Raw genomic sequence first — 19,269 nt, 5'->3', positions numbered from 1 at the left:
ACTTTTATAAACAAAGTTAAAAAAAAAATTAAAAAATTAAAAGAGAAAATTAAAAGGGAGAATTATTTTTAGAAACATTATCTCTGATTTTACCATGTGCCTTAGGGTAAAATCCAGCATCAGTGGATAATTTTCTCATGTTTTCCAGTATATCATTAGTGGGAATGCTTAAAGGACAATTGAGAGTGCACAGCCCACAAAGGGTGCACATGTACAATCCTGAGTTGAAACATGTCTCATCATCTTCAATGAACTTTGACATAGCAACCCCACGTCCCCCCAAGTAGTTGTTGAAGCCGAATTCATTACCTACCGCATTATAAACCGGACAATTGATTAAACAGTTTCCGCAGCCTATGCAGTAAAGGCATTCATCGATTGCCTCGCTTCTGCCATTATCCAACAGTATGACGACCACCCTTTCGGCACCATACATGTTTTTGAGAAGTTTTTTCTCAATATCTGCTGTCTTTGAAGGTCCGGATATTACATTCATATATGATGTTACATAGTTACCTGTTGCAAAAATGGTTTCAAGCTTTGAAACGGAGATTGCATCCTCCAATGTAGGTACAATCTTGTCAATTCCCGCTACAATGATATGCAGGTCCTTTAGTGAAACAATTGAAATGTTTCCTTCATTGTGAACCATCACGCATGACCCCTCTTCAGATGCTATCGCATTGGCTCCACTTATACCTACATTCGCATATTTTAGCCGGTCCAGAACGTCTTTTCTTACAACTTCCATTATTTCCCGAGGCACGGGATCAACATTTACGTCAAGGGACTCATTTACAATGTCGGTGATGTTTGAAACATTAAGATGTGAAGCGGGACCTGTCGGATGAACAGGTTTGTTGTCAACCTTTTTAAGCTGCAGTATCCTATCTCCAAGGTCAGTTTCAACAACATCAATTCCTTTTTCTTTTAAGTGATTCTTAAGGTCTATTTCACCCAAGGTATTTGATTTTGCCTTTGCAACAACTGAGGCGCCAAACTCATCAAGCAACCCGTCAATAATTTTTAAAGCTTCAAAAGAATTATCGGCCATTTTGCATTCAATATCATTGCGTGAAAATGATTCCAATAGCTGATTTATCAACTCATCCTTGTTTTCAATTGAGAATTTCTTGATTTCACGAACCCTTTTGACTAGTCTTTTAGTGGAAGGGGATTCCTTAATGGAGTCTGATCTGCTCTTGACTGTATTGAATGATTTTCTCATTGTTTCAAGTTCACTTTTCTTCATCCAAACCACCATATTTCACTAGAAATTCGGTCAAATCCAGAACTTCCAAATCATCATTTTCCAGATTAAGCTTACAAAACGGACAAGCGGTAATCAAAATTTCACAACCGGTATCTTTAGCCTGGCCAATTCTTGACTTGGCCAGTTCATCTGCAATTTCAGGATAAGCTGATTTCACTCCACCACCCGCTCCGCAACATAAGCTGTTTTCGCGATTATTTTCCATCTCAACAATATCCGCCACGCTTTCAATGACACTTCTCGGATCGTCAAATATCTCCATGTGCCTTCCCAAATGACATGAATCGTGATATGTGACATTGAAATCCTTTTTTGAAAAGTCAAGTTTACCTTCAGCAATTAATTGCCTTAGCAGTTGTGAGACATGCATAACATCAATGTTTTCATAATCCTCCTTAAGAGTCTTATAACAACCTGCACAGGAAGTTAAAACGGTTTCATCCTTAAAAACTTCACTATTTTTTTTAATTAACTCTTCAGCATCATTTAGAAATCCTGTTCTAAGCAAGACTGAACCGCAACATGACTCATCTTCCAAAATATGATAATCGACACCTGCAAGATTCAGTAATTTCTCAGTTGCATCTTGAATAGATGGCTGTTTTTCTCTTGCGGTGCATCCTCTAAAATAAAGCATTATTCTTCCTCTTCATCATCAAGAGTTATCTCATTGTTGATAGCGGTTTCCTTAACTATCTTGTTGATTTCATCCTGCAATATATCAATTCTATTAAATAATGCAAATATTATGTAGAATAAGACTAAAAACACTACAATAATGATGAAATCCAATCCACGGGTTATACCGAACAATTCCGCAAAGTGTTCACTAGCATTTGGGAAGATTGAAAATATGATAACGAATATCCACAATACTGTCCATAGGATTACTGTTATCAAGGACTGTTTCTCTCTTAGGTACCTGTAAAAGAACCATAAGATAGCCAATATGGATATTATTGGGAATAATACTGAATATAATAACATTTAATCACCTAAAACTGATGTCTAATCATTTGAATTAAAATCTTTAATGCCTCTTTGGAATTTGTTCCCTTAGCCTGTGTTTCTGGAGTGTAAATTGTTTTAATTGGAACTTCGGCAAATGGAATATTATTGTCATGGACTTCACGTATGAATTCTGATGAGATGAGATATCCTCTCGCATTGATATCAATTTTTCTTAGAGCTTCAAGAGTGATTGCCCTGAAACCGGTCTGTGAGTCACTTACTTTAGCTCCATAAAATATTCTAGTCAGAAGGTTCATAACCCAGTTTGCAAAGTTTCTTGTAAACGGCATGTCTTTCAATGGCCTTACACCAATCACCGCTTGGGCATCACCTTTAACCAATGGAGTTATTACATTGTCCAAGTCCTCCGGGGAGTGCTGACCATCTGAATCCATGCTGACAACATATTTCGGATTGAACTTGAAAACAGCATCGAAACCTGTCTGTGTTGCAACACCCACACCTCTGTTTATCATAAGAGAAAATATATGAATATTGTCCGGATATTTCCTTTTTGAGTCTTTTATGACATCCATAGTATTGTCTGATGACCCATCATTCACTATGATTAGATTATATCCTTGACGAGCAATTTCTTCAATAACCGGCTGGATTCTTGTTGCCTCATTGTATGCCGGGAGAATAACAAATGTATCCTGCTTATCCTCTTTTGTAATTTCAAATTCCATATTGCACCTAATTATAATGGTCCTGCATCCTCTTTTCCTTCACGCATACCCATACCTGCTTCTTTTCTCATTGCTTTTCTGTGATACATCATCTTTATCAGATTTTGTGCATGTTCACGAGCACGGTTTTCTGCAAGTTTTGCAAGCTCAACCGGATCTTCCTCTTCATCTTCATGGACAAAAACCTCCAATATGTGAGTGTTTGTCATGAGCTGTGCGTTAATCAAACCGGTTGATGCCTCATGAGCACACATCTTATCCTTTTCCATAGGTCCCGGCATTCCAAGTGCCATTACAATATCACAGTTTTCTTCTTCAATGAGGATTTTTGCTGTAACCGGCAGGTCTTTTACACCAGGAACTGTCTCTCTGATTATTTTTAAATCATAAGCGTTCTTTTTTAGCTCATCTATGGCAGCACTTGCCATGTCAAAACGAGCGAAAGTTGTATCACAAATTCCAATCCTCAACATATATTCACCTTAAAAAAAAATATGTTTTTTAAAATATAAAAAGTTAGTTGAAAAATAATTAAGTATTATTAGTTATTACTGAGAGTAATACTTTGTGATTTATATTTATGAAAAATTTTCGAATTAAAAAAAAATTAGTTTTTACCGGCAAGTTCTAAAAACTTATCCCTTGCCTCATCAATTGTTAACGGATAATCTCCACCCATATCAAAGCCATCAGCTTCGAGTTTTTGGAATAATTCTGTAACAATAGGCACTTTCAGATTAGCTTGTTTTAAAATTTCAGGTTGAGCGAAAATCTCTTTAGGAGTACCTTCAGCAATCAATTGGCCGTCCACCAAAACAAAGACCTTTCTTGCATAGTTAGGCACCAGATCAACCTCGTGAGTTGAGATGATAATTGTAATTCCTTCATCATTCAGTTCTTTTAGAAGTTTGGTCAGATTAGTAACCCCTTGTGGGTCAAGACCTGCTGTAGGTTCATCAAGAACCATTATTTCAGGTTTCATTGCTAAAATTCCTGCAATTGCAACTCTTTTCTTTTGACCTCCACTTAAATGATGAGGTGCTTTTTTCTCAAAACCGCTCATTCCGACACGTTCCAGAGCTTCCTCAACTCTGTCCTGAACCTCTTCCATGGAAAGTCCCAAATTCAAAGGACCGAAGGCAACATCTTCCTCAACGGTTGGAGCGAAAATCTGATCATCAGGATTTTGGAAAACTATTCCAACTTTCTGTCTGAATTTAAGCAATGACTTCTTGTCATATTTTAACTCCTCTCCATCGATAAAGACCTGTCCTTCATCAGGTTCATAGATACCATTCAAGTGTAGGAACAATGTTGACTTACCTGCACCGTTCTTTCCCAAAAGTGAAACCATTTCACCCTTTTCAACTTTTAAACTTACTCCTTTTAGTGCTTGATAATCAGAATTATATGAATATTTTAAATTTCTTACCTCTAACATAATAATTACTCCCTTTTTCTTGGTTCATATATAGGCAATTCACCTGTGTATCCTCGAGCATCTAAGGAATGTTGTAATGTATCACTTTTATCAAGAGAACGTAAAAATATTGTACTTGCAAGTGCTCCCAATGATTTAAATGAATTCCAATAAGAATGATAACCTAATCTAGTTTCCTGCGCCTTCTGCATTGTGTCAATTTCATTAAGGAATATGAATATTGAATTGTACATCAAAAGCGCAATTTCTATTACTATCTTTGGCACTTTTAAATTTCTCAGACAATTTAAAATCCTTGCAATCGGTGTTGTTAGTGCTAGAAAACCCAATAAAGGCAAACATCCGACAACTCTGAAGAATGTGTAAACACCATAGTGAAGTGAATCGGTTGTAACCACTATACCGAATATTCCGGTTTCATATATTACTTCTCCCTTACCGAAGAAGAATATTAAAAAAATACATGTCAGTACAACAAAAGTCATAGGAATTGACAAGAATTTCAAATAGGAACGAAAATTGATTTTAGCTATTGCTAAAATTACAATAGACATTGCAACAAAGATGAAAATATCAAAATACAGATTATCAAGAGCCAATGTTAGAATTAACAAAAATATTGTTACAAACAATTTAAAATAAGGATTTGATTCCGTTAATGCATTGTGATGCGCTATATAATCCATATCAAATTTCATATAAATCACTAAAAAAAATAGAAAAAATAAAGAAGATTAATTATTCTTCCTTACCTTGGCCTCTCCAGTAACCGAAGAAGTAACCAATGATGATTGCTCCTATAGCTGCTTGAAGAGCGAATAATAAACTTTCGATTTCACCGCTTGGTGGTTCCCATATTGATGCAAACCATGGTTTGAAATTGGTTGCTTCGATAGCTTCACTAGCTGCATCATCTGAACCTCCAAAGTATCCGTCATCTTCTCCATGACCACTGAACATTATTAATGGTGCAATGAAGATAATAATACAAACTACCGCTAAAATAATTAATGTTGATGTTTTCATATTTATCACCTTATGCTTCATTTGGAGCTAATGCACCAAGTTTATCTAACAATTTTGGTTTGTATTCTTTTAATCTGTCCCATATAATTACAGTTAAAATACCTTCACCAACAGCTAATGGGATCTGAGTTATTGCAAAGATAACTAAGAAGTTAGTCAATGATGCACCAAATGTTGGAGCAGGGAATGCTAAAGCTAATTGGAATGAGGTAGCAACGTAAGTTAATAAATCACCTAAAAATGCTGCAAAGAAAACAGCAATAGTTGATGAAATACCAGCTTTAGTTAATCCTTTGTATACAACCCAACCAATAACAGGTCCTACAATACCCATTGAAACAATGTTTGCTCCTAAAGTGGTTAATCCACCGTGAGCAAGTAATAATGCTTGGAAAATAAGTACAATAGCTGCGAGTACTGCAGTTACAGCAGGACCGAAGAGTGCTGCACCTAATCCGTTACCACAAGGGTGTGAACAACTTCCAGTAACAGAAGGTAATTTCAAAGATGACAATACAAACATGAATGCCCCACTTACAGCAAGTAATGCTTTTGATTCAGGGGTTTCATCTACGATTTTTTTGATCTGATAAATACCAAAGGCCACCACTATGATTGCAACGACAAACCATATGATACACCAGTTCAATGGCAAATATCCTTCCATAATATGCATAAATTTTTTCCTCCAAATTATATCAAAAAGATTTGATTAATTACTCAATAAAAATTTAAATTTAAATTAAAATTTAATAAAGTTTTATTGATAATGTTATTATATTAGTTATTACATATAAATGTATAGGAAAAAGTAATACTATTTAATTAGGCAAACCTAAAAATTTTATGTAAAAAATAAATGATGGAGATTATATGAATATAAAAAATAACTTAATTTTGGCCCTCGATGTCATGAGCGAAGGTGAAGCCGTCGAAATTTGTGACTCAATTAAAGATTACATTGACACAATAAAGATAGGATATCCCCTAGCACTTGCGGAAGGTCTCGAAATAATCAACAAGCTAAAGGATAAATTTGGATTTAAGGTAATTTGTGACTTTAAGGTAGCGGACATTGATGCAACCAACTCAAAAATATGTGAAGAAACCTTCAAGGCGGGAGCAGATGCAATAATCTGTCATGGTTTTGTTGGTAGTGACAGCGTTCAGGCATGCCTTGATATGGCAAACAAATACGGTAAAGAGCTATTTTTACTTACAGAAATGTCCCATCCAGGAGCAAAAATGTTTCTGCAAAAGAATGCTGATGCAATAGCTGAAATGGGAGTTGAAATGGGAATCAAAAACTATGTTGCTCCGGCAACAAGGCTTGATCGTCTGTCAGATATCAGAAACATTGTTGGAAAAGATGCATACATTATATCTCCAGGTGTTGGAAAACAGGGTGGGGACGGCAGAAAAACCTTAGAGATTTCAAATGCGATAATTGTTGGACGAAGCATATATGAAGCGGAAGACCCACAACTTGCATGTGAAAATTTGATTAAATCTCTTTAATAAAAGTAAAGTTTTTTTAATAAAAAGATATAAAAATATTATTGTTCTTATTATCATTGAACAAATTAACTAAACGGAGGAAAAAGCATGGCAAATGAAGTGACAAAAATGATTATGGAAACTATTTTAGCATTAATCACAACCGCATTTGCGTTCGTTGCAGGTGAAGCATGGAACAGTGCAATCCAAGCTTTAATTGAATAAACTATTGGAACTGGAAGTGCTTTATCAAGTTTATTCACCTACGCTATCATAGTAACAATCATTGCAGTTATCGTTACTGTACTCATCGCAAGAATTGCTGGTAGAATGGGTATTGAAACCGAATAAACAAAAAACAAAAAGGAATTTAAAATTCCTTTTTTAACTTCTTTTTTTAATTAATTTTTAAAAACAGCTTAAATTCATATAAAATTTAAAAAATAATATACTAATCACTAATTTTATCCAGACAAGCCGCATAAATCAATGGGAATATAACAGTAACATCCCCTACAACGCTTGCAAGACTTGATCCGCATCTTGCCTTAGCCCATGACTTTGCCTCTTCAAGAGGTGCGCCACCCAAACTGCCCGCTTCAGGCCTGTCCATTGTAATTTGAATGGCCGCATCCAAACCGCCCTTAATAACATTGGACGCAAGAGTGTAGTGTTTTGTGAGGCCGCCTCCCAAAAGGATTGCTCCAACCTTTTCGGCTTCAAATACGATGTCTGAGAGATAGTGCATGTCCGCAACGGCATCGACTACAAAATCATGATCCTGATTGAATATCCACAACTGCAGACCCATCATTGAATCAATGAGCCCCGGAGCAAAAATAGGCACCCCATTACGGGCGGCATTTGCAACAAATGAATTTTCATCATCAATCATAAGTCCGACTTCATATAATAATTCCTGAATGGAAATATGTGACCTTTCAGAGGCAATCTTTTCAAAAATCTTTGTTATCTCACTTTCAAATATTGTAAAATCATCAGAACCGACATTGATATCGGCAATTCTTCCGATTCCCTCTTCATTTAACTCCTCATCATCCTTTCCTTCATGGCGATAATGGGATCCTCCAAAAGCCTCAAGCAAATCATGTGTAATGTTTGCACCGCTTGATATGATTAAATCAACATGACCTTTTTTAATCATTTGGGACACTATATTCCTCATTCCTCCAGGTATTAAAGGACCGCCCAGGCTCATGAATACCTTCATGTCCTCATCTTTTATCATTTCAGTTAAAATATTGCAGGCTCTTCCTACTCTACCTGCACCCAAAACACCTGAATTATCAAATTGATTGATTAAATCAATTATTTTCATGTCTTCAGTAACATCAATTTGGTTAACTTTCATTGAATCACTTATTTTGTAATAATTGGGAATTGTTTTAAATTTGTTATGCTGTCAATTAAATCTGTTCTTGTTACAATTCCAAGTAATGTTTGATTGTTGTCTGCTATAATAAGTCTTGAAATTGATTTTTTAAGCATTACCTCAATTGCATTGGCTATCTTTAAATCCTCATTTACAATGACGACATTAGTTGACATCAGCTCTCCAACAGTTTCATTTTCCTTATCTTCAGCTATCGCATTGACCAGATCGGTTAAGGTAAATACTCCTACAATTTTTCCATCTTTCATAACTGGAGCACCATCAATTTCCAGTTTGGCCAATTTCCGAGCAGCTTCCTTAACGGAACAGTCCATTGAAAATGAGATTACATCACGGCTTGCAATGTCTCCCACAGTCTGTTTTGGAATACTTCTTATAGTTTTGGTATCTACCAAAAGGATATTGTCCATATCGTCCCTACCTACAATAGTGCCCATTACTCCCAAATTGTTAACTGGAGTAGGACCTATTCTAACCTCATCACCTAAATTCAAGTCCTTGATACTTCCTAAAACCTTAATGGCTGCTTCACACTCAGTAGGTTGAGGGATACTGGTGAATTCGATTTTAGCAACAGAAACATCCTCGATTCTTTTACCGTTTTTATAAATCGGCACATATGAATCATCATCTGAGACTGAAATGTTTAATGAATGATATGCTTCAATAGTAGGTTTATATCCTCCACGAGGGCCCGGTACCCCTTTAACTAAACTTAAACTCCTTAAAGCTTGCATTTGATTACGGATAGTTCCCGGATTTCTATTCATAACTTCCGCAATGTCTTCACCCTTAATAGACTTACCATTTGAGGATTGATATAAGTTAATCAGGGTTTGTAATATTTCTTTTTGAACAGATGTTAACATGATCTTCTCCCCATCCATTTAATATAATAATCTATTTATGTCAAATATGCCTTATAAATTTAATGATAAATCATGATAATTTAACATCTAAAAAAATAAAAAAAAGTGAAATGATTATTCAATCAACTGTTTTAAATCATTTCTGATAATTGAAGTTGCATCAAAGCCTTTAATTGCATCAACCATTTCAGGGAACTTTGCCTTAGGAATTAAAACATTGATCTGTGAAAAATCAGAACCCGGAGTGATGGTAGGCTCATCTGCACAAAGCTTGTTGCCAATAAGATAATTGGATACCTCTTCAATTTTGGAATTTGCAATGTTGAATTTTACATCAAAATATTTTTTAGCAGTTATTGCACCCAAAAGCTGTTCATAAATCATTTTAGCCTTTTCAAGCTTTTCACCTGTGCAGCTGACACCGGCGTAAAGACCTGCTGAAGAATGAAGAATTGTTTCAAGTTCCTTCAGACCTGCCTTTTTAAGACTGCTTCCGGTTTGGGTATTATCAACAATCAAATCAGCGCCCTTCGCAATATACACCTCAGTGGCACCATCGGAGTTGATAACCTGCACCATCTCATTATCACCGTCAGTCAGACCTCTGACCTGTACGAATGGCACGGAATCCCCATAGATTTCTTTATATACCTCATTTTCCATTATATGTTTTCTTGTCAAGTTTGGATACTCAGTAAAGCACAATATAGGAGTTTTTCTATCACGGTTAGCATCAAAGAATTCTGACAGGCTGTTATATGGAGAGTCGTTTGGAACGGCAACAATCAAACGGGTCTTACCATAATCCAAATCCCCAATTTTAACAGTGCTGGTTTTCCTTAAAACTGATTCCTCTTTAACCCAGTCTTCACCAACAATAGCAATATCAACCATTCCCCTGTTCAACTCAACGGGAGTGGATTGCGGACGAGTCAGAAATGCTACGATTTCATCGTCATTTTCAATAGTGATTTCATATGATTCATCACCAGGCTCATAACCTTTTACTTCATAACCAGCATCAACGAACAATTGATGAGTATTTCCTCTTTTAACGTTATTTAAACTTCCTTTTGGAAGTCCTAAGATAATTTTGTCATTCATGTTAATACCTACAATAAGATTATTCAATTAAATATTTAAGAATTTGGATATTTTAAAAAAATAAGTAAAATAAAATTTACAAAAAAAGAAAAGAATTAGTTGTGATATGGTTCACAACTTTGTCTGTTCAATTCATGCTTATGTGCGTGCATATGCTTGATTCCATTTTCTGTTTCAATTTCATCCAAAATGGTTATACCCTCATGAGAATGGGAATGCTCACCGTCATTGTGGAAATGATAGTGGGAATGTTCAACATTCTGTGAGTCTATTTTTTTGATTGAATCGTCGAAATGTCTGTCATACAGCAAAGCCGCATTCAATACAACCAGACAAGATCCTGCATTATGCACAATAGCTCCTGTAACCGGATTCAATAATCCGAGCACTGAACATATTATTGCAACCGCATTGATTGTCATTGACATTGCAATGTTCGCCTTAATTGTAAACAATGTTGAGTTTGATAATTTTTTAAGGTAAGGTATTTTTCCGATATCGTCACCTAAAAGCGCAATGTCTGCAGCTTCAATTGCCACATCACTTCCCATAGATCCCATTGCAACACTCACATTGGCTGTTTTAAGAGCTGGTGCATCATTAACACCATCACCAATCATACATACCTGCTTGTCTTCATTTTTGAGTTTTTCAATCCAGTCGAGTTTTTCCTGTGGCAGCAGGTTACCGTGAACCTTGCTTATTCCAACCTGGGAAGCGAAGTAATTAGCAGTTTCTGGGTTATCTCCTGTGAGCAATATACAGTCAGTTCCCAATTCATGTAAACTTTCAATCATGCTTTTGGAATCTTCACGTATCACATCAGATAATCCGATCAATCCAACAACCTCACCATCTAATGCAACGATTATTGAAGCTTTACCTTCGTTTTTCAGTTGACTTAAACTGTCATCAACATTTACTTCAATATTATTTTCTTTGATAAATTTGGAGTTACCTGCATATATCTGACCATAAGAATTTTTACATGAAACACCCTTTCCAGGATACATCTTAAAATCTTTTGGTTCTTCAATATCTATTTTAAGTTCTTTTGCATTATTAACAACAGCTTTAGCCAATGGATGTTCACTTAACTTTTCACAGGATGCTGTGAGTTTAAGCAAGTCAACTTCAGTCAAATCATCTTTTAAAGAGATAACATCAGAAACTTCTAAATTACCGTAAGTTAATGTTCCAGTCTTATCAAACACTATAGTATTAAGTCCACCCAGTGTCTCCAGGGCCTCACCTGACTTAATCAGTACCCCATATTTTGTTGCCTGACCGATTGCAGCCATGATTGCAGTTGGTGTTGCAAGAATCAATGCACATGGACAGAATACAACCAGAACGGTCACTCCACGCTCAATATTTCCAGTAATCAACCATGCAGCAATTGCAATAATCAATGCAACTGGAACCAACCATGTTGCCCATTTATCGGCAATCCTTTGGGTTGGAGCCTGCTTTTCATCAGCGGCCTTTACAAGATCAATCAGCTTTTGAAGTGAAGAGTTTTCATCTAAACTGGTTGCCTTAATGTCAATAGCTCCGTACATGTTCATTGTTCCACAAAATACATCATCACCCACTTCCTTATCTATTGGCAATGATTCACCAGTCATGATTGACTGGTCAAGAGATGTTGTACCCTTAACTATCTCACCGTCGACAGGTACGTTTTCACCTGGAAGGATTCTTAATGTATCTCCTATTTTTATATCATCTACCGGAACGATTTCTTCTACACCATCCACAATCCTTCTTCCGGTTTGTGGAGTCAAATTAATTAAATTTCTTAAACCTTTTTTAGCCCTTTCAACTGTCCAGTCCTCCAAAAGGGCACCTAATGCCATAATCCATGCAACTTCACCTGCGGCAAATATTTCACCTATAAAAAGTGACGCCACCATTGCAATTGCAATCAGTAGCGCAGATGAAATCCATTTTTCACGGATCAGTCTTGTCATTGCAAGAAGTAACATTGGAATTCCACTTATAATTACTGTTCCCCATGCAGGATTTAAGTAAACAGGAGTGTTAATTCCAAATATCATAAATATTACAGCAATCAATAGAAATATACCTGAGAGAATAGTCATTTTCAAGCCAAACAGAAAATCGGTTATTTCATCAATCACATTTACACCTTCTTTTGATAATTATTTTAGAATGGAAAGTATTACTTTTTTTTAATTTATTTAAATACTCAGTATTACTATTATATCATATGTAAAAAATAGCATATAAATTTTATTACTTTTTTTGAATTCATTTATATACTCAGTATTACTGAAAAAAATTTTAAAAAAAATAGCTGTAAAAAAAAATTATAAAAAAAAGATAGAATAGCAAAACTATTCTTTTTTAGAAGGTTTGAAATTCATACACTGTTTGACATCCAACAGTAGCCCATCATGCATCTTACAGATTATTTTGTATTTGTTTCTAAATTCCAAATGTTCACAGTCATCACAAATCATAATATCACAATTTAATCATTTCATTGCCAAATCCATAATGCTGAACGGGTCTCCCTCTTTTCTGGCAGCAGGCGCACCCATACCAAATGCGGATTTTGCAAATTCCTTATTCATCCTTTTGGAAACCTCACCGAAAATCATCTTATAAGCGGTACATTGAGGGTCAACCGCCTGCGGAGTCTGATATGCAACAATTGCATTATAAGGACAGCCTCCTTCGCAATATTTGACATACCTGCATTTTTTGCAGTTTTCATCAACATATTCTCTGAATTCCATGAGTTTTGCCCATGCATCAGACTGTTTTAAATCATCAAAACTAGGATTGGTTGCGACATTACCCAATACATATTCAGGCATTCCAACAAAACGGTAACAAGGATATATCGAACCGTCTGAGCCTACAGCCAAAGTTGTTCCAATACAGTCTGCAAAGGTACATAATGTTCCACGTCTTCTCAGGGAAGATTTGCAGATATGGTCCAGATCCATGATTGTAAACTTATCCAAATCATATAGGTATTTATCCAGCCATTCTATGAGGAGCTTTCCATGCTCTTCCTGGTCAAGTGCCCACGGATCGGCATTATCCCCTCTAAGTGAAGGCAATGCAGCATGGATTTTCAGGTTCATCTTTTCTCCCTTAAAGAATTCATACAATTCATCGGAGAAATCCTTTGAATAATCAGTTACAGTTAAAACAAAATTAATGATTAGTCCCTTGCTTTTAGCGAGTTCATAATTCTTCATTGTCTTGTCGAAATAACCTACTCCCCTCTGATAATCGTTGATTTCCTTTGGTCCGTCGATACTTGTACTTACAACAACACCATACTCCAAAAAGAGGTCAATCATCTCCTCTGTTAAAAGCCAGATGTTGCTTTGAAGTGAAAACCCTTCCAGATTTTCCAATGTTGATAATTTTTCCAGGGAATATTTATAAAAGTCATAACCTGCAAGGAGAGGTTCCCCACCGTGGAAAGTGAAGTGAACCTTATCATCTCTAAAATCACTTAACCATTCAACAATTTGATCTATTATTTCAAAATCCATCATTTCTTTCTTATTTTCAGATCCCCAACAATATTTACAATTTGATGGACAATTAAGTGTAGGGATAATCATTACATGAAATGTCATTTTAACCGTGTATCTTGTTTAGTTCATTTAATAGTTGTTTTTTCTCATCAGGATCCATATTTTCATTTACGAAGAATATGTATCCGCATTCTTCACATTTAACAGTGTCCATTTCCGCATGAGCCCTGTGATTGTCTAACATTTTTCTGTGAGCTACCTTATCTTTTGAACCGCATTTTGGACACGGTGCTATTAATTCTTCCAATTTCATTTTTTCACCAAATAAATATTATTTTTTTGAAGCATATAATTTTTACTTATTAATTTCAACGATTTAAAAGCTTTACAATATATGAATATGCAGGAATTCCAATTGACTTTGCAACAGGCAGAATATATTTCAAACCAGGCAATTCAAATTCCTTTTTGACCTTCTTAAGCTCGGAAATTATATCCAGTTTCTGTGGACATTTTCTAAGGCACTTTCCACATCCATTGCACAAACCGGCATTTCCTGCCTTACCCATAATTCCTCCGACATACTGGTAATAATCCATGAATGATTCATTTATAAAACCCTTATGGTCAAACAAATACTTTTCATTGTAAATCTTTAAGCATTCCGGAATATTTACACCACGAGGGCATGGCATGCAGTATCCGCAGGTCGAACAGTTGATTTTCAAGGCATTTTTCATGACCCTTTTAACCAGTTCAACAGTTTCCAGTTCCTCAAATGTCATTGACATCGGAGAGGTTGTATCGGCAACGGCCAAATTGTCATCCAACTGGTCCATGGAATTCATCCCCGAAAAGACACAGCTGACATTTCGGTTGTTCAAAACCCATTGCATTGCCCATTGTGCAGTTGTTTTATTTGAATCCGCTTTGGCAAATATTTCTTCAGCTTCCTTAGGCATTTTTCCTGCAAGAATTCCGCCCTTTAAAGGCTCCATTACAAAAACACCCATGCCCTTTGAAGCTGCATATTCAATGCCTTCAACGCTTGCCTGAACATTTTCATCAAAATAGTTGTACTGCACCATTACAACATCCCAATCATAACCGTCAATGAGAAGGTCAAATTCCTCCTTGACACCATGATATGAAAATCCTACATGCTTGACCTTGCCCTCACTTTTGGCCTTGTTTAAAAATTCAATCAAGCCTTTCTTGAGCAGTTTGTTGACGGTTTTCAAATCAACGGAATGAACAAGGTAATAATCTATACAGTCGGTTTGAAGTCTTTTCAGCTGTTCATCCAGAAAGTATTCCATATCCTCATACTTTCTAACATGAATTGAAGGAAGTTTGGTACATATCTTAACCTTATCTCTGTACTCACCCTGCAGTATCTCACCTAAAAACTTCTCGCTATCCCCATAGAGATATGCGGTGTCTATAAAATTGACCCCATTATCAATTGCATGATAAATAAGTTCGGAAGCCTTTTGTCTGTCAATCTTTCCGTTCTTCAAAGGCAGTCTCATTGCACCATAACCCAGGGAAGAGACCTCATCGCCTGTTTTTTTGATTATTCTGTATTGCATATTATCGTCTTATGACCACATTGGTTTTCCAGAGGTTTTCACAGCATCCTCCACCGTTCTACAGCCAGGATACCAATATTCCTTGAGTTTCCATCTAGGCTTCTCTAATCATTTCCTTCATGTACTCAATTAGGTCATCTTTAGATTCAGGATCATCCATTGCAAATTCAATTGAGGTTTTAAGCCATTCAAACCTGTTACCGATGTCATAGGTTTTTCCTTCAAATGTCACACCATAAATGGAATCCAATTTGGACAATGCATCGGTCAGCTGGATTTCTCCTCCCACACCAGGAACAGTTTCATCGATTTTGTCGAAAATATCCGGTGTCAATACATAACGACCCATTATGGCAAGGTTGGATGGAGCCTGATGAGCCAGCGGTTTTTCAACAAGTTTTTCAATATTGTAAACGTTATTTTCTACCTCATTTCCTTTAATGATTCCATATCTTTCAACCTTTTCTCTTGGAACCTCTTCAAGGGAAATTGCTGATGCTTCATACTTTTCATAAACATCCATCAACTGTTTGGTACAAGGAACCGGTCCTTTTGTAATTGAATCTCCTAAAAGCACAGCAAATGGCTCTCCACCTATATGCTTTTTAGCACAGTAAATTGCATCTCCAAGCCCTTTTTGCTCTTTTTGTCTTACATAACAAATATCCGCCAAATCAGTAATGGCGCGCACTTGTCTTAAACGGTCATCTTTTCCCGCACTTTGCAGAGTCTGTTCAAGTTCAAAAGATTTGTCGAAATGGTCTTCAATTGATCTTTTGTTTCTACCAGTCACAATCAAGATATCGTCAATTCCTGAAGCAACTGCCTCTTCAATAACGTATTGGATTGTTGGTTTATCATAAACTGGCAACATTTCCTTAGGTTGCGCTTTAGTAGCAGGCAAGAATCTTGTTCCGAAACCTGCTGCTGGAATTACAGCTTTCATAAATTATCACCATAAATAGTTTATTAATATAATCTTTGGTTTAGATGTTATAAATAAATAATTATTAATTTGAAAAAAAAGAGGATAAAAGTAGTTATTTTTTAACTACAATTTTATTTGAATTTGTTAAGCCATTATAAGTTGTCTTGATGATATATTTTCCGACCTTCAATTTTTTTGAAACCTTGAATGTTGCAATACCCATTTTGTTTGTTTTGATTTTATAGGTCTTGCCCTTGAACTTGATTTTGACAACTTGATTTTTATAGGCTTTTCCCTTGGAGTTTAACACTTTAACCTTGAATTTAGCGGATTTCTTAACCTTTTTTGATAAGTTTTTAGTTATCAATACGCTTTTGACTGTAATCTTGTTTTTGACAATGACATCACCGCACTGTGAAAAGACTGTGTATTTTCCAGGCTTTTCTTTGATCTTTAATGTTGCAATTCCATTATCATCAGTCATGGCGTAATATTCATGGTTGTTGATATAAAATTTAACATCCTCAAAAATCGCCAACTTCCCATGCTTGTCATAAACCTGAATCCTGAACTTGCCGTTGGAGTTGTAGTAAACTTCCAAATTCTTTGAGATGATTTTTTCAAAAGGCCTTTCGGTGCTTTTCACCAATACGAATGAACTGTTCAGCTCCAAGTCATCAAAGTCAGACACATTATCTGCACTCACATACCAGTATTGGACATCATCAGGCTTTAGATATTGATCGGGATTATTGATTGAATCTCCCCAATAGTTATAATTTGCATCCAAACTGTCTGAATAACTGTTAACAACCCTTCTCCCATCAGGAGACATTAAAATTGAATTTCTAATGGTTCCGTTTTCACCTGCCCAGAAAATTCCATTGTCGCTTATGCCCCAGTTCATGAATTTTGATGAAAATATAAATCCGTTTGCGCCTCTCCATTCAACGGCTGAACCTGTCCATCCTCCATTGTCCACAAATGAAGAGCCTATAATCTTACCGTCATTACCTCTCCAGGAGATTGCACCGCCACCATTGGGATAACCGACATCATTGTTGTTGAAGCTGCAATTTGCAACGGTTCCCCCATCACCTGCCCATAGTATAGCTCCTCCCTGATTGATACGAGCTCCCATAGGTCTTACGCGATAAATGTGAATTATGGAACCGTCCTCATTGACTATGGTTTCTTCCTTGTCGAAGGGATCATCCTCGATTCCCCTGCCTGTGTTGTTGATGAATGTGCAGTTTTCCAAAATGCCGTTTGCACCGCTCCAGTAAATGGCGCCGCCTCCGACATCAGACCTGAAATAGTTTCCCAAGGCGTTTCCATTGACAAATCGAATGTTCTTTATAACAACATTGTCCGCTGTTACGTTGAATATTCTTGATGACTTCTTAGCATCGATTGTGTGTCCTGCACCGTCTATTGTCACAGGCTTGGAAATGACTATTTCCTTATCTGTGCCGTTTTTATATTCATAATCTGAATCTAATGTAATTGTGTCCTCAGTATGGTTGATTTTATCTGACAGTTCATTAAAACATGGAATGTCAGTGCCATTAGATTCATCTGTGCCATTTTCATTAGCGCTAACTGCTGAAAGTGTCATTATCACTAGAAAAATCGATGCGAATAAAATTAGGTTATTTTTAAAAAATTTCCGAGCAAATTGATTCATAATAATATATTATTGAGTTATGGAATATAAAAATTATTTCTAAAAAAAAATTTATATAAATGGTGCGGGGGACGGGACTTGAACCCGCGAAGGGACTGACCCACTAGGCCCTCAACCTAGCGCCTTTGACCGCTCGACCACCCCCGCATAAAAACAAAAGTAGTTATTAATGATTATATTTTTTAACTTATATAAACTTAACTATTTTAGGCCAATTTTATGGTGACTTCCATAATCTTTTCATTTTTTAAATCTTCAATCAGATCCTTATCCAAATCACGTGCTGCCTTGTCCGCCCTAATCATCAATGTACGTGAACATGTAAAATCACTGGTACGGCACACGATGTCAGTCGGATGGGTCAGAGTCAAGTTTTCATGACCGAAACCATTGATTTCATCATGACCATTTTCAGTGTCCAAAATTACAGTTATTTTAGTATTTGAATCAGCTATCTTTTCTTTAAACTCCTCTGGAAAGTTCAGCATGGATTGATCGGCACCAGTGCCGATAATACAATCTGCAGTAGGTCCGATTTCAGCATCCTTAGTTACTTCAAATGTTGACTTGTGAAGGGATGTGACATTTTTATGACCCTTGCTTTTAAGTTTGAAAATCATAATATAATTTAGATTTAAAAAACTAATAAAATTTTTGATGGCAAATAATTGAATCAACGATTGATATAATCATCAATTATGCCAAAACTGATAATTATTTAACATCACCAATTAAAATTATTAATTGAATGCAAAAAATACAATGATTACCATGAAGGGATGTTTACTGTCTTGTAATTAAAAATGATGAAACAACAAAAATCAAAATTGGAAAACTTGGAAGACTAGATTTCAAAAAGGGATATTATGTCTATGTAGGTTCAGCAATGAACGGACTTGAATCAAGGCTTAAAAGACATTTAAGCAACAAAAAAAAGATGCATTGGCATGTAGACTACCTTTTGAAAAAATCCGAAATCACCGATATAATCTACAACGAATCAGAAAAGAAAATAGAATGTGAACTATCACAGCACATATCATCAAAAACAAGCAATATCGAAGGCTTTGGATGCTCAGATTGTGAATGTGACAGTCATTTGTATTACTTTAAAATTGAACTTCCGCCAACTTTTAAGAAGTTGGGGATTCTCGATTTTTTAACATACCCCTTGTTGAGTGGAATGTTAATATTTTCGAGCCGATACCCGCGCA

22 protein-coding genes, 1 tRNA gene and 1 pseudogene are annotated in these 19,269 nt (G+C 36.0%); 3 read left to right on the top strand and 21 right to left on the bottom strand.

Annotation, left to right across the window (positions count from 1 at the left end):
• Nucleotides 1-49: 49 nt before the first annotated feature.
• From QZV03_RS02015 to cbiM, 9 genes are all read right to left on the bottom strand, one after another.
• A complete protein-coding gene (locus QZV03_RS02015; protein ID WP_296874042.1) occupies nt 50-1,252 on the bottom strand; it encodes an LUD domain-containing protein in 1,203 nt (400 codons plus the stop codon).
• A complete protein-coding gene (locus tag QZV03_RS02010; RefSeq protein ID WP_296874041.1) occupies nt 1,239-1,910 on the bottom strand; it encodes a (Fe-S)-binding protein in 672 nt (223 codons plus the stop codon). The genes QZV03_RS02015 and QZV03_RS02010 overlap by 14 nt, the downstream gene beginning before the upstream one ends.
• Nucleotides 1,910-2,260, bottom strand: a complete 351-nt coding sequence (locus QZV03_RS02005) for a DUF2304 domain-containing protein (protein WP_296874040.1) — start codon at nt 2,258-2,260, stop codon at nt 1,910-1,912. Before QZV03_RS02005 ends, QZV03_RS02010 begins: the two co-directional genes overlap by 1 nt.
• An 8-nt stretch (nt 2,261-2,268) precedes the next feature.
• A complete protein-coding gene (locus QZV03_RS02000; RefSeq protein ID WP_296874039.1) occupies nt 2,269-2,973 on the bottom strand; it encodes a glycosyltransferase family 2 protein in 705 nt (234 codons plus the stop codon).
• Nucleotides 2,974-2,984: 11 nt separating this feature from the next.
• Nucleotides 2,985-3,443, bottom strand: a complete 459-nt coding sequence (ribC, locus tag QZV03_RS01995) for a riboflavin synthase (protein WP_292603096.1) — start codon at nt 3,441-3,443, stop codon at nt 2,985-2,987.
• A 137-nt stretch (nt 3,444-3,580) separates the two neighbouring features.
• Nucleotides 3,581-4,414: an ATP-binding cassette domain-containing protein gene (locus tag QZV03_RS01990; RefSeq protein ID WP_296874038.1), complete on the bottom strand. Its 834-nt coding sequence runs from the start codon at nt 4,412-4,414 to the stop codon at nt 3,581-3,583.
• A gap of 5 nt (nt 4,415-4,419) precedes the next feature.
• Nucleotides 4,420-5,112, bottom strand: coding sequence for a cobalt ECF transporter T component CbiQ (gene cbiQ, locus QZV03_RS01985; protein WP_296874037.1), 693 nt, complete (start codon nt 5,110-5,112; stop codon nt 4,420-4,422).
• 40 nt (nt 5,113-5,152) lie between these two features.
• Nucleotides 5,153-5,440, bottom strand: coding sequence for an energy-coupling factor ABC transporter substrate-binding protein (locus tag QZV03_RS01980; RefSeq protein ID WP_296874036.1), 288 nt, complete (start codon nt 5,438-5,440; stop codon nt 5,153-5,155).
• Nucleotides 5,441-5,450: 10 nt separating this feature from the next.
• A complete protein-coding gene (gene cbiM, locus QZV03_RS01975) occupies nt 5,451-6,116 on the bottom strand; it encodes a cobalt ECF transporter S component CbiM (protein ID WP_296874035.1) in 666 nt (221 codons plus the stop codon).
• Between the two features lie 197 nt (nt 6,117-6,313).
• Here cbiM and pyrF point away from each other — a divergent pair, with 197 nt between their 5' ends.
• The gene (gene pyrF, locus QZV03_RS01970) at nt 6,314-6,958 is read left to right on the top strand and encodes an orotidine-5'-phosphate decarboxylase (RefSeq protein ID WP_296874034.1); all 645 of its coding nucleotides are present in this window, start codon (nt 6,314-6,316) and stop codon (nt 6,956-6,958) included.
• An 87-nt stretch (nt 6,959-7,045) separates the two neighbouring features.
• Nucleotides 7,046-7,288 (top strand): annotated as a pseudogene (locus tag QZV03_RS01965) (DUF5654 family protein).
• A gap of 100 nt (nt 7,289-7,388) precedes the next feature.
• Here the strand turns inward: QZV03_RS01965 and QZV03_RS01960 are convergent.
• From QZV03_RS01960 to QZV03_RS01905, 12 genes are all read right to left on the bottom strand, one after another.
• The gene (locus QZV03_RS01960) at nt 7,389-8,309 is read right to left on the bottom strand and encodes a deoxyhypusine synthase (protein WP_296874033.1); all 921 of its coding nucleotides are present in this window, start codon (nt 8,307-8,309) and stop codon (nt 7,389-7,391) included.
• Nucleotides 8,310-8,317: 8 nt separating this feature from the next.
• A complete protein-coding gene (locus tag QZV03_RS01955) occupies nt 8,318-9,220 on the bottom strand; it encodes a CBS domain-containing protein (RefSeq protein ID WP_296874032.1) in 903 nt (300 codons plus the stop codon).
• A 114-nt stretch (nt 9,221-9,334) separates the two neighbouring features.
• The gene (locus QZV03_RS01950) at nt 9,335-10,324 is read right to left on the bottom strand and encodes an ATP phosphoribosyltransferase (RefSeq protein ID WP_296874031.1); all 990 of its coding nucleotides are present in this window, start codon (nt 10,322-10,324) and stop codon (nt 9,335-9,337) included.
• A 95-nt stretch (nt 10,325-10,419) separates the two neighbouring features.
• Nucleotides 10,420-12,468, bottom strand: a complete 2,049-nt coding sequence (locus QZV03_RS01945; protein WP_296874030.1) for a cation-translocating P-type ATPase — start codon at nt 12,466-12,468, stop codon at nt 10,420-10,422.
• Between the two features lie 216 nt (nt 12,469-12,684).
• Complete coding sequence (locus QZV03_RS01940; protein WP_296874029.1) at nt 12,685-12,810, bottom strand: hypothetical protein; 126 nt, start codon at nt 12,808-12,810, stop codon at nt 12,685-12,687.
• Between the two features lie 15 nt (nt 12,811-12,825).
• On the bottom strand, nt 12,826-13,950 hold the full coding sequence (locus QZV03_RS01935) for a TIGR04083 family peptide-modifying radical SAM enzyme (RefSeq protein WP_296874028.1): 1,125 nt from the start codon (nt 13,948-13,950) through the stop codon (nt 12,826-12,828).
• A gap of 1 nt (nt 13,951) precedes the next feature.
• A complete protein-coding gene (locus QZV03_RS01930) occupies nt 13,952-14,161 on the bottom strand; it encodes a TIGR04165 family Cys-rich peptide (RefSeq protein WP_296874027.1) in 210 nt (69 codons plus the stop codon).
• A gap of 55 nt (nt 14,162-14,216) precedes the next feature.
• Nucleotides 14,217-15,440, bottom strand: a complete 1,224-nt coding sequence (locus QZV03_RS01925; protein WP_296874026.1) for an aldo/keto reductase — start codon at nt 15,438-15,440, stop codon at nt 14,217-14,219.
• Between the two features lie 94 nt (nt 15,441-15,534).
• A complete protein-coding gene (galU, locus tag QZV03_RS01920; protein ID WP_296874025.1) occupies nt 15,535-16,386 on the bottom strand; it encodes a UTP--glucose-1-phosphate uridylyltransferase GalU in 852 nt (283 codons plus the stop codon).
• A gap of 94 nt (nt 16,387-16,480) precedes the next feature.
• Nucleotides 16,481-17,986, bottom strand: a complete 1,506-nt coding sequence (locus QZV03_RS01915; RefSeq protein WP_296874024.1) for a pectate lyase-like adhesive domain-containing protein — start codon at nt 17,984-17,986, stop codon at nt 16,481-16,483.
• 129 nt (nt 17,987-18,115) lie between these two features.
• Nucleotides 18,116-18,202: transfer RNA gene (locus QZV03_RS01910), tRNA-Leu, on the bottom strand.
• Between the two features lie 59 nt (nt 18,203-18,261).
• Nucleotides 18,262-18,675 (bottom strand): DUF371 domain-containing protein, encoded by a 414-nt coding sequence (locus tag QZV03_RS01905; RefSeq protein WP_296874023.1) that lies wholly within the window; start codon nt 18,673-18,675, stop codon nt 18,262-18,264.
• A 176-nt stretch (nt 18,676-18,851) separates the two neighbouring features.
• Here QZV03_RS01905 and QZV03_RS01900 point away from each other — a divergent pair.
• The coding region (locus QZV03_RS01900; RefSeq protein WP_394350671.1) for a DUF123 domain-containing protein at nt 18,852-19,269 on the top strand (418 nt) is incomplete at its 3' end.

The organism is uncultured Methanobrevibacter sp. (assembly GCF_902788255.1).
Lineage (GTDB): Archaea > Methanobacteriota > Methanobacteria > Methanobacteriales > Methanobacteriaceae > Methanocatella.
The sequence above is the reverse complement of the archived record's forward strand: the minus strand, read 5'-3'. Positions and strand labels throughout refer to the sequence as shown.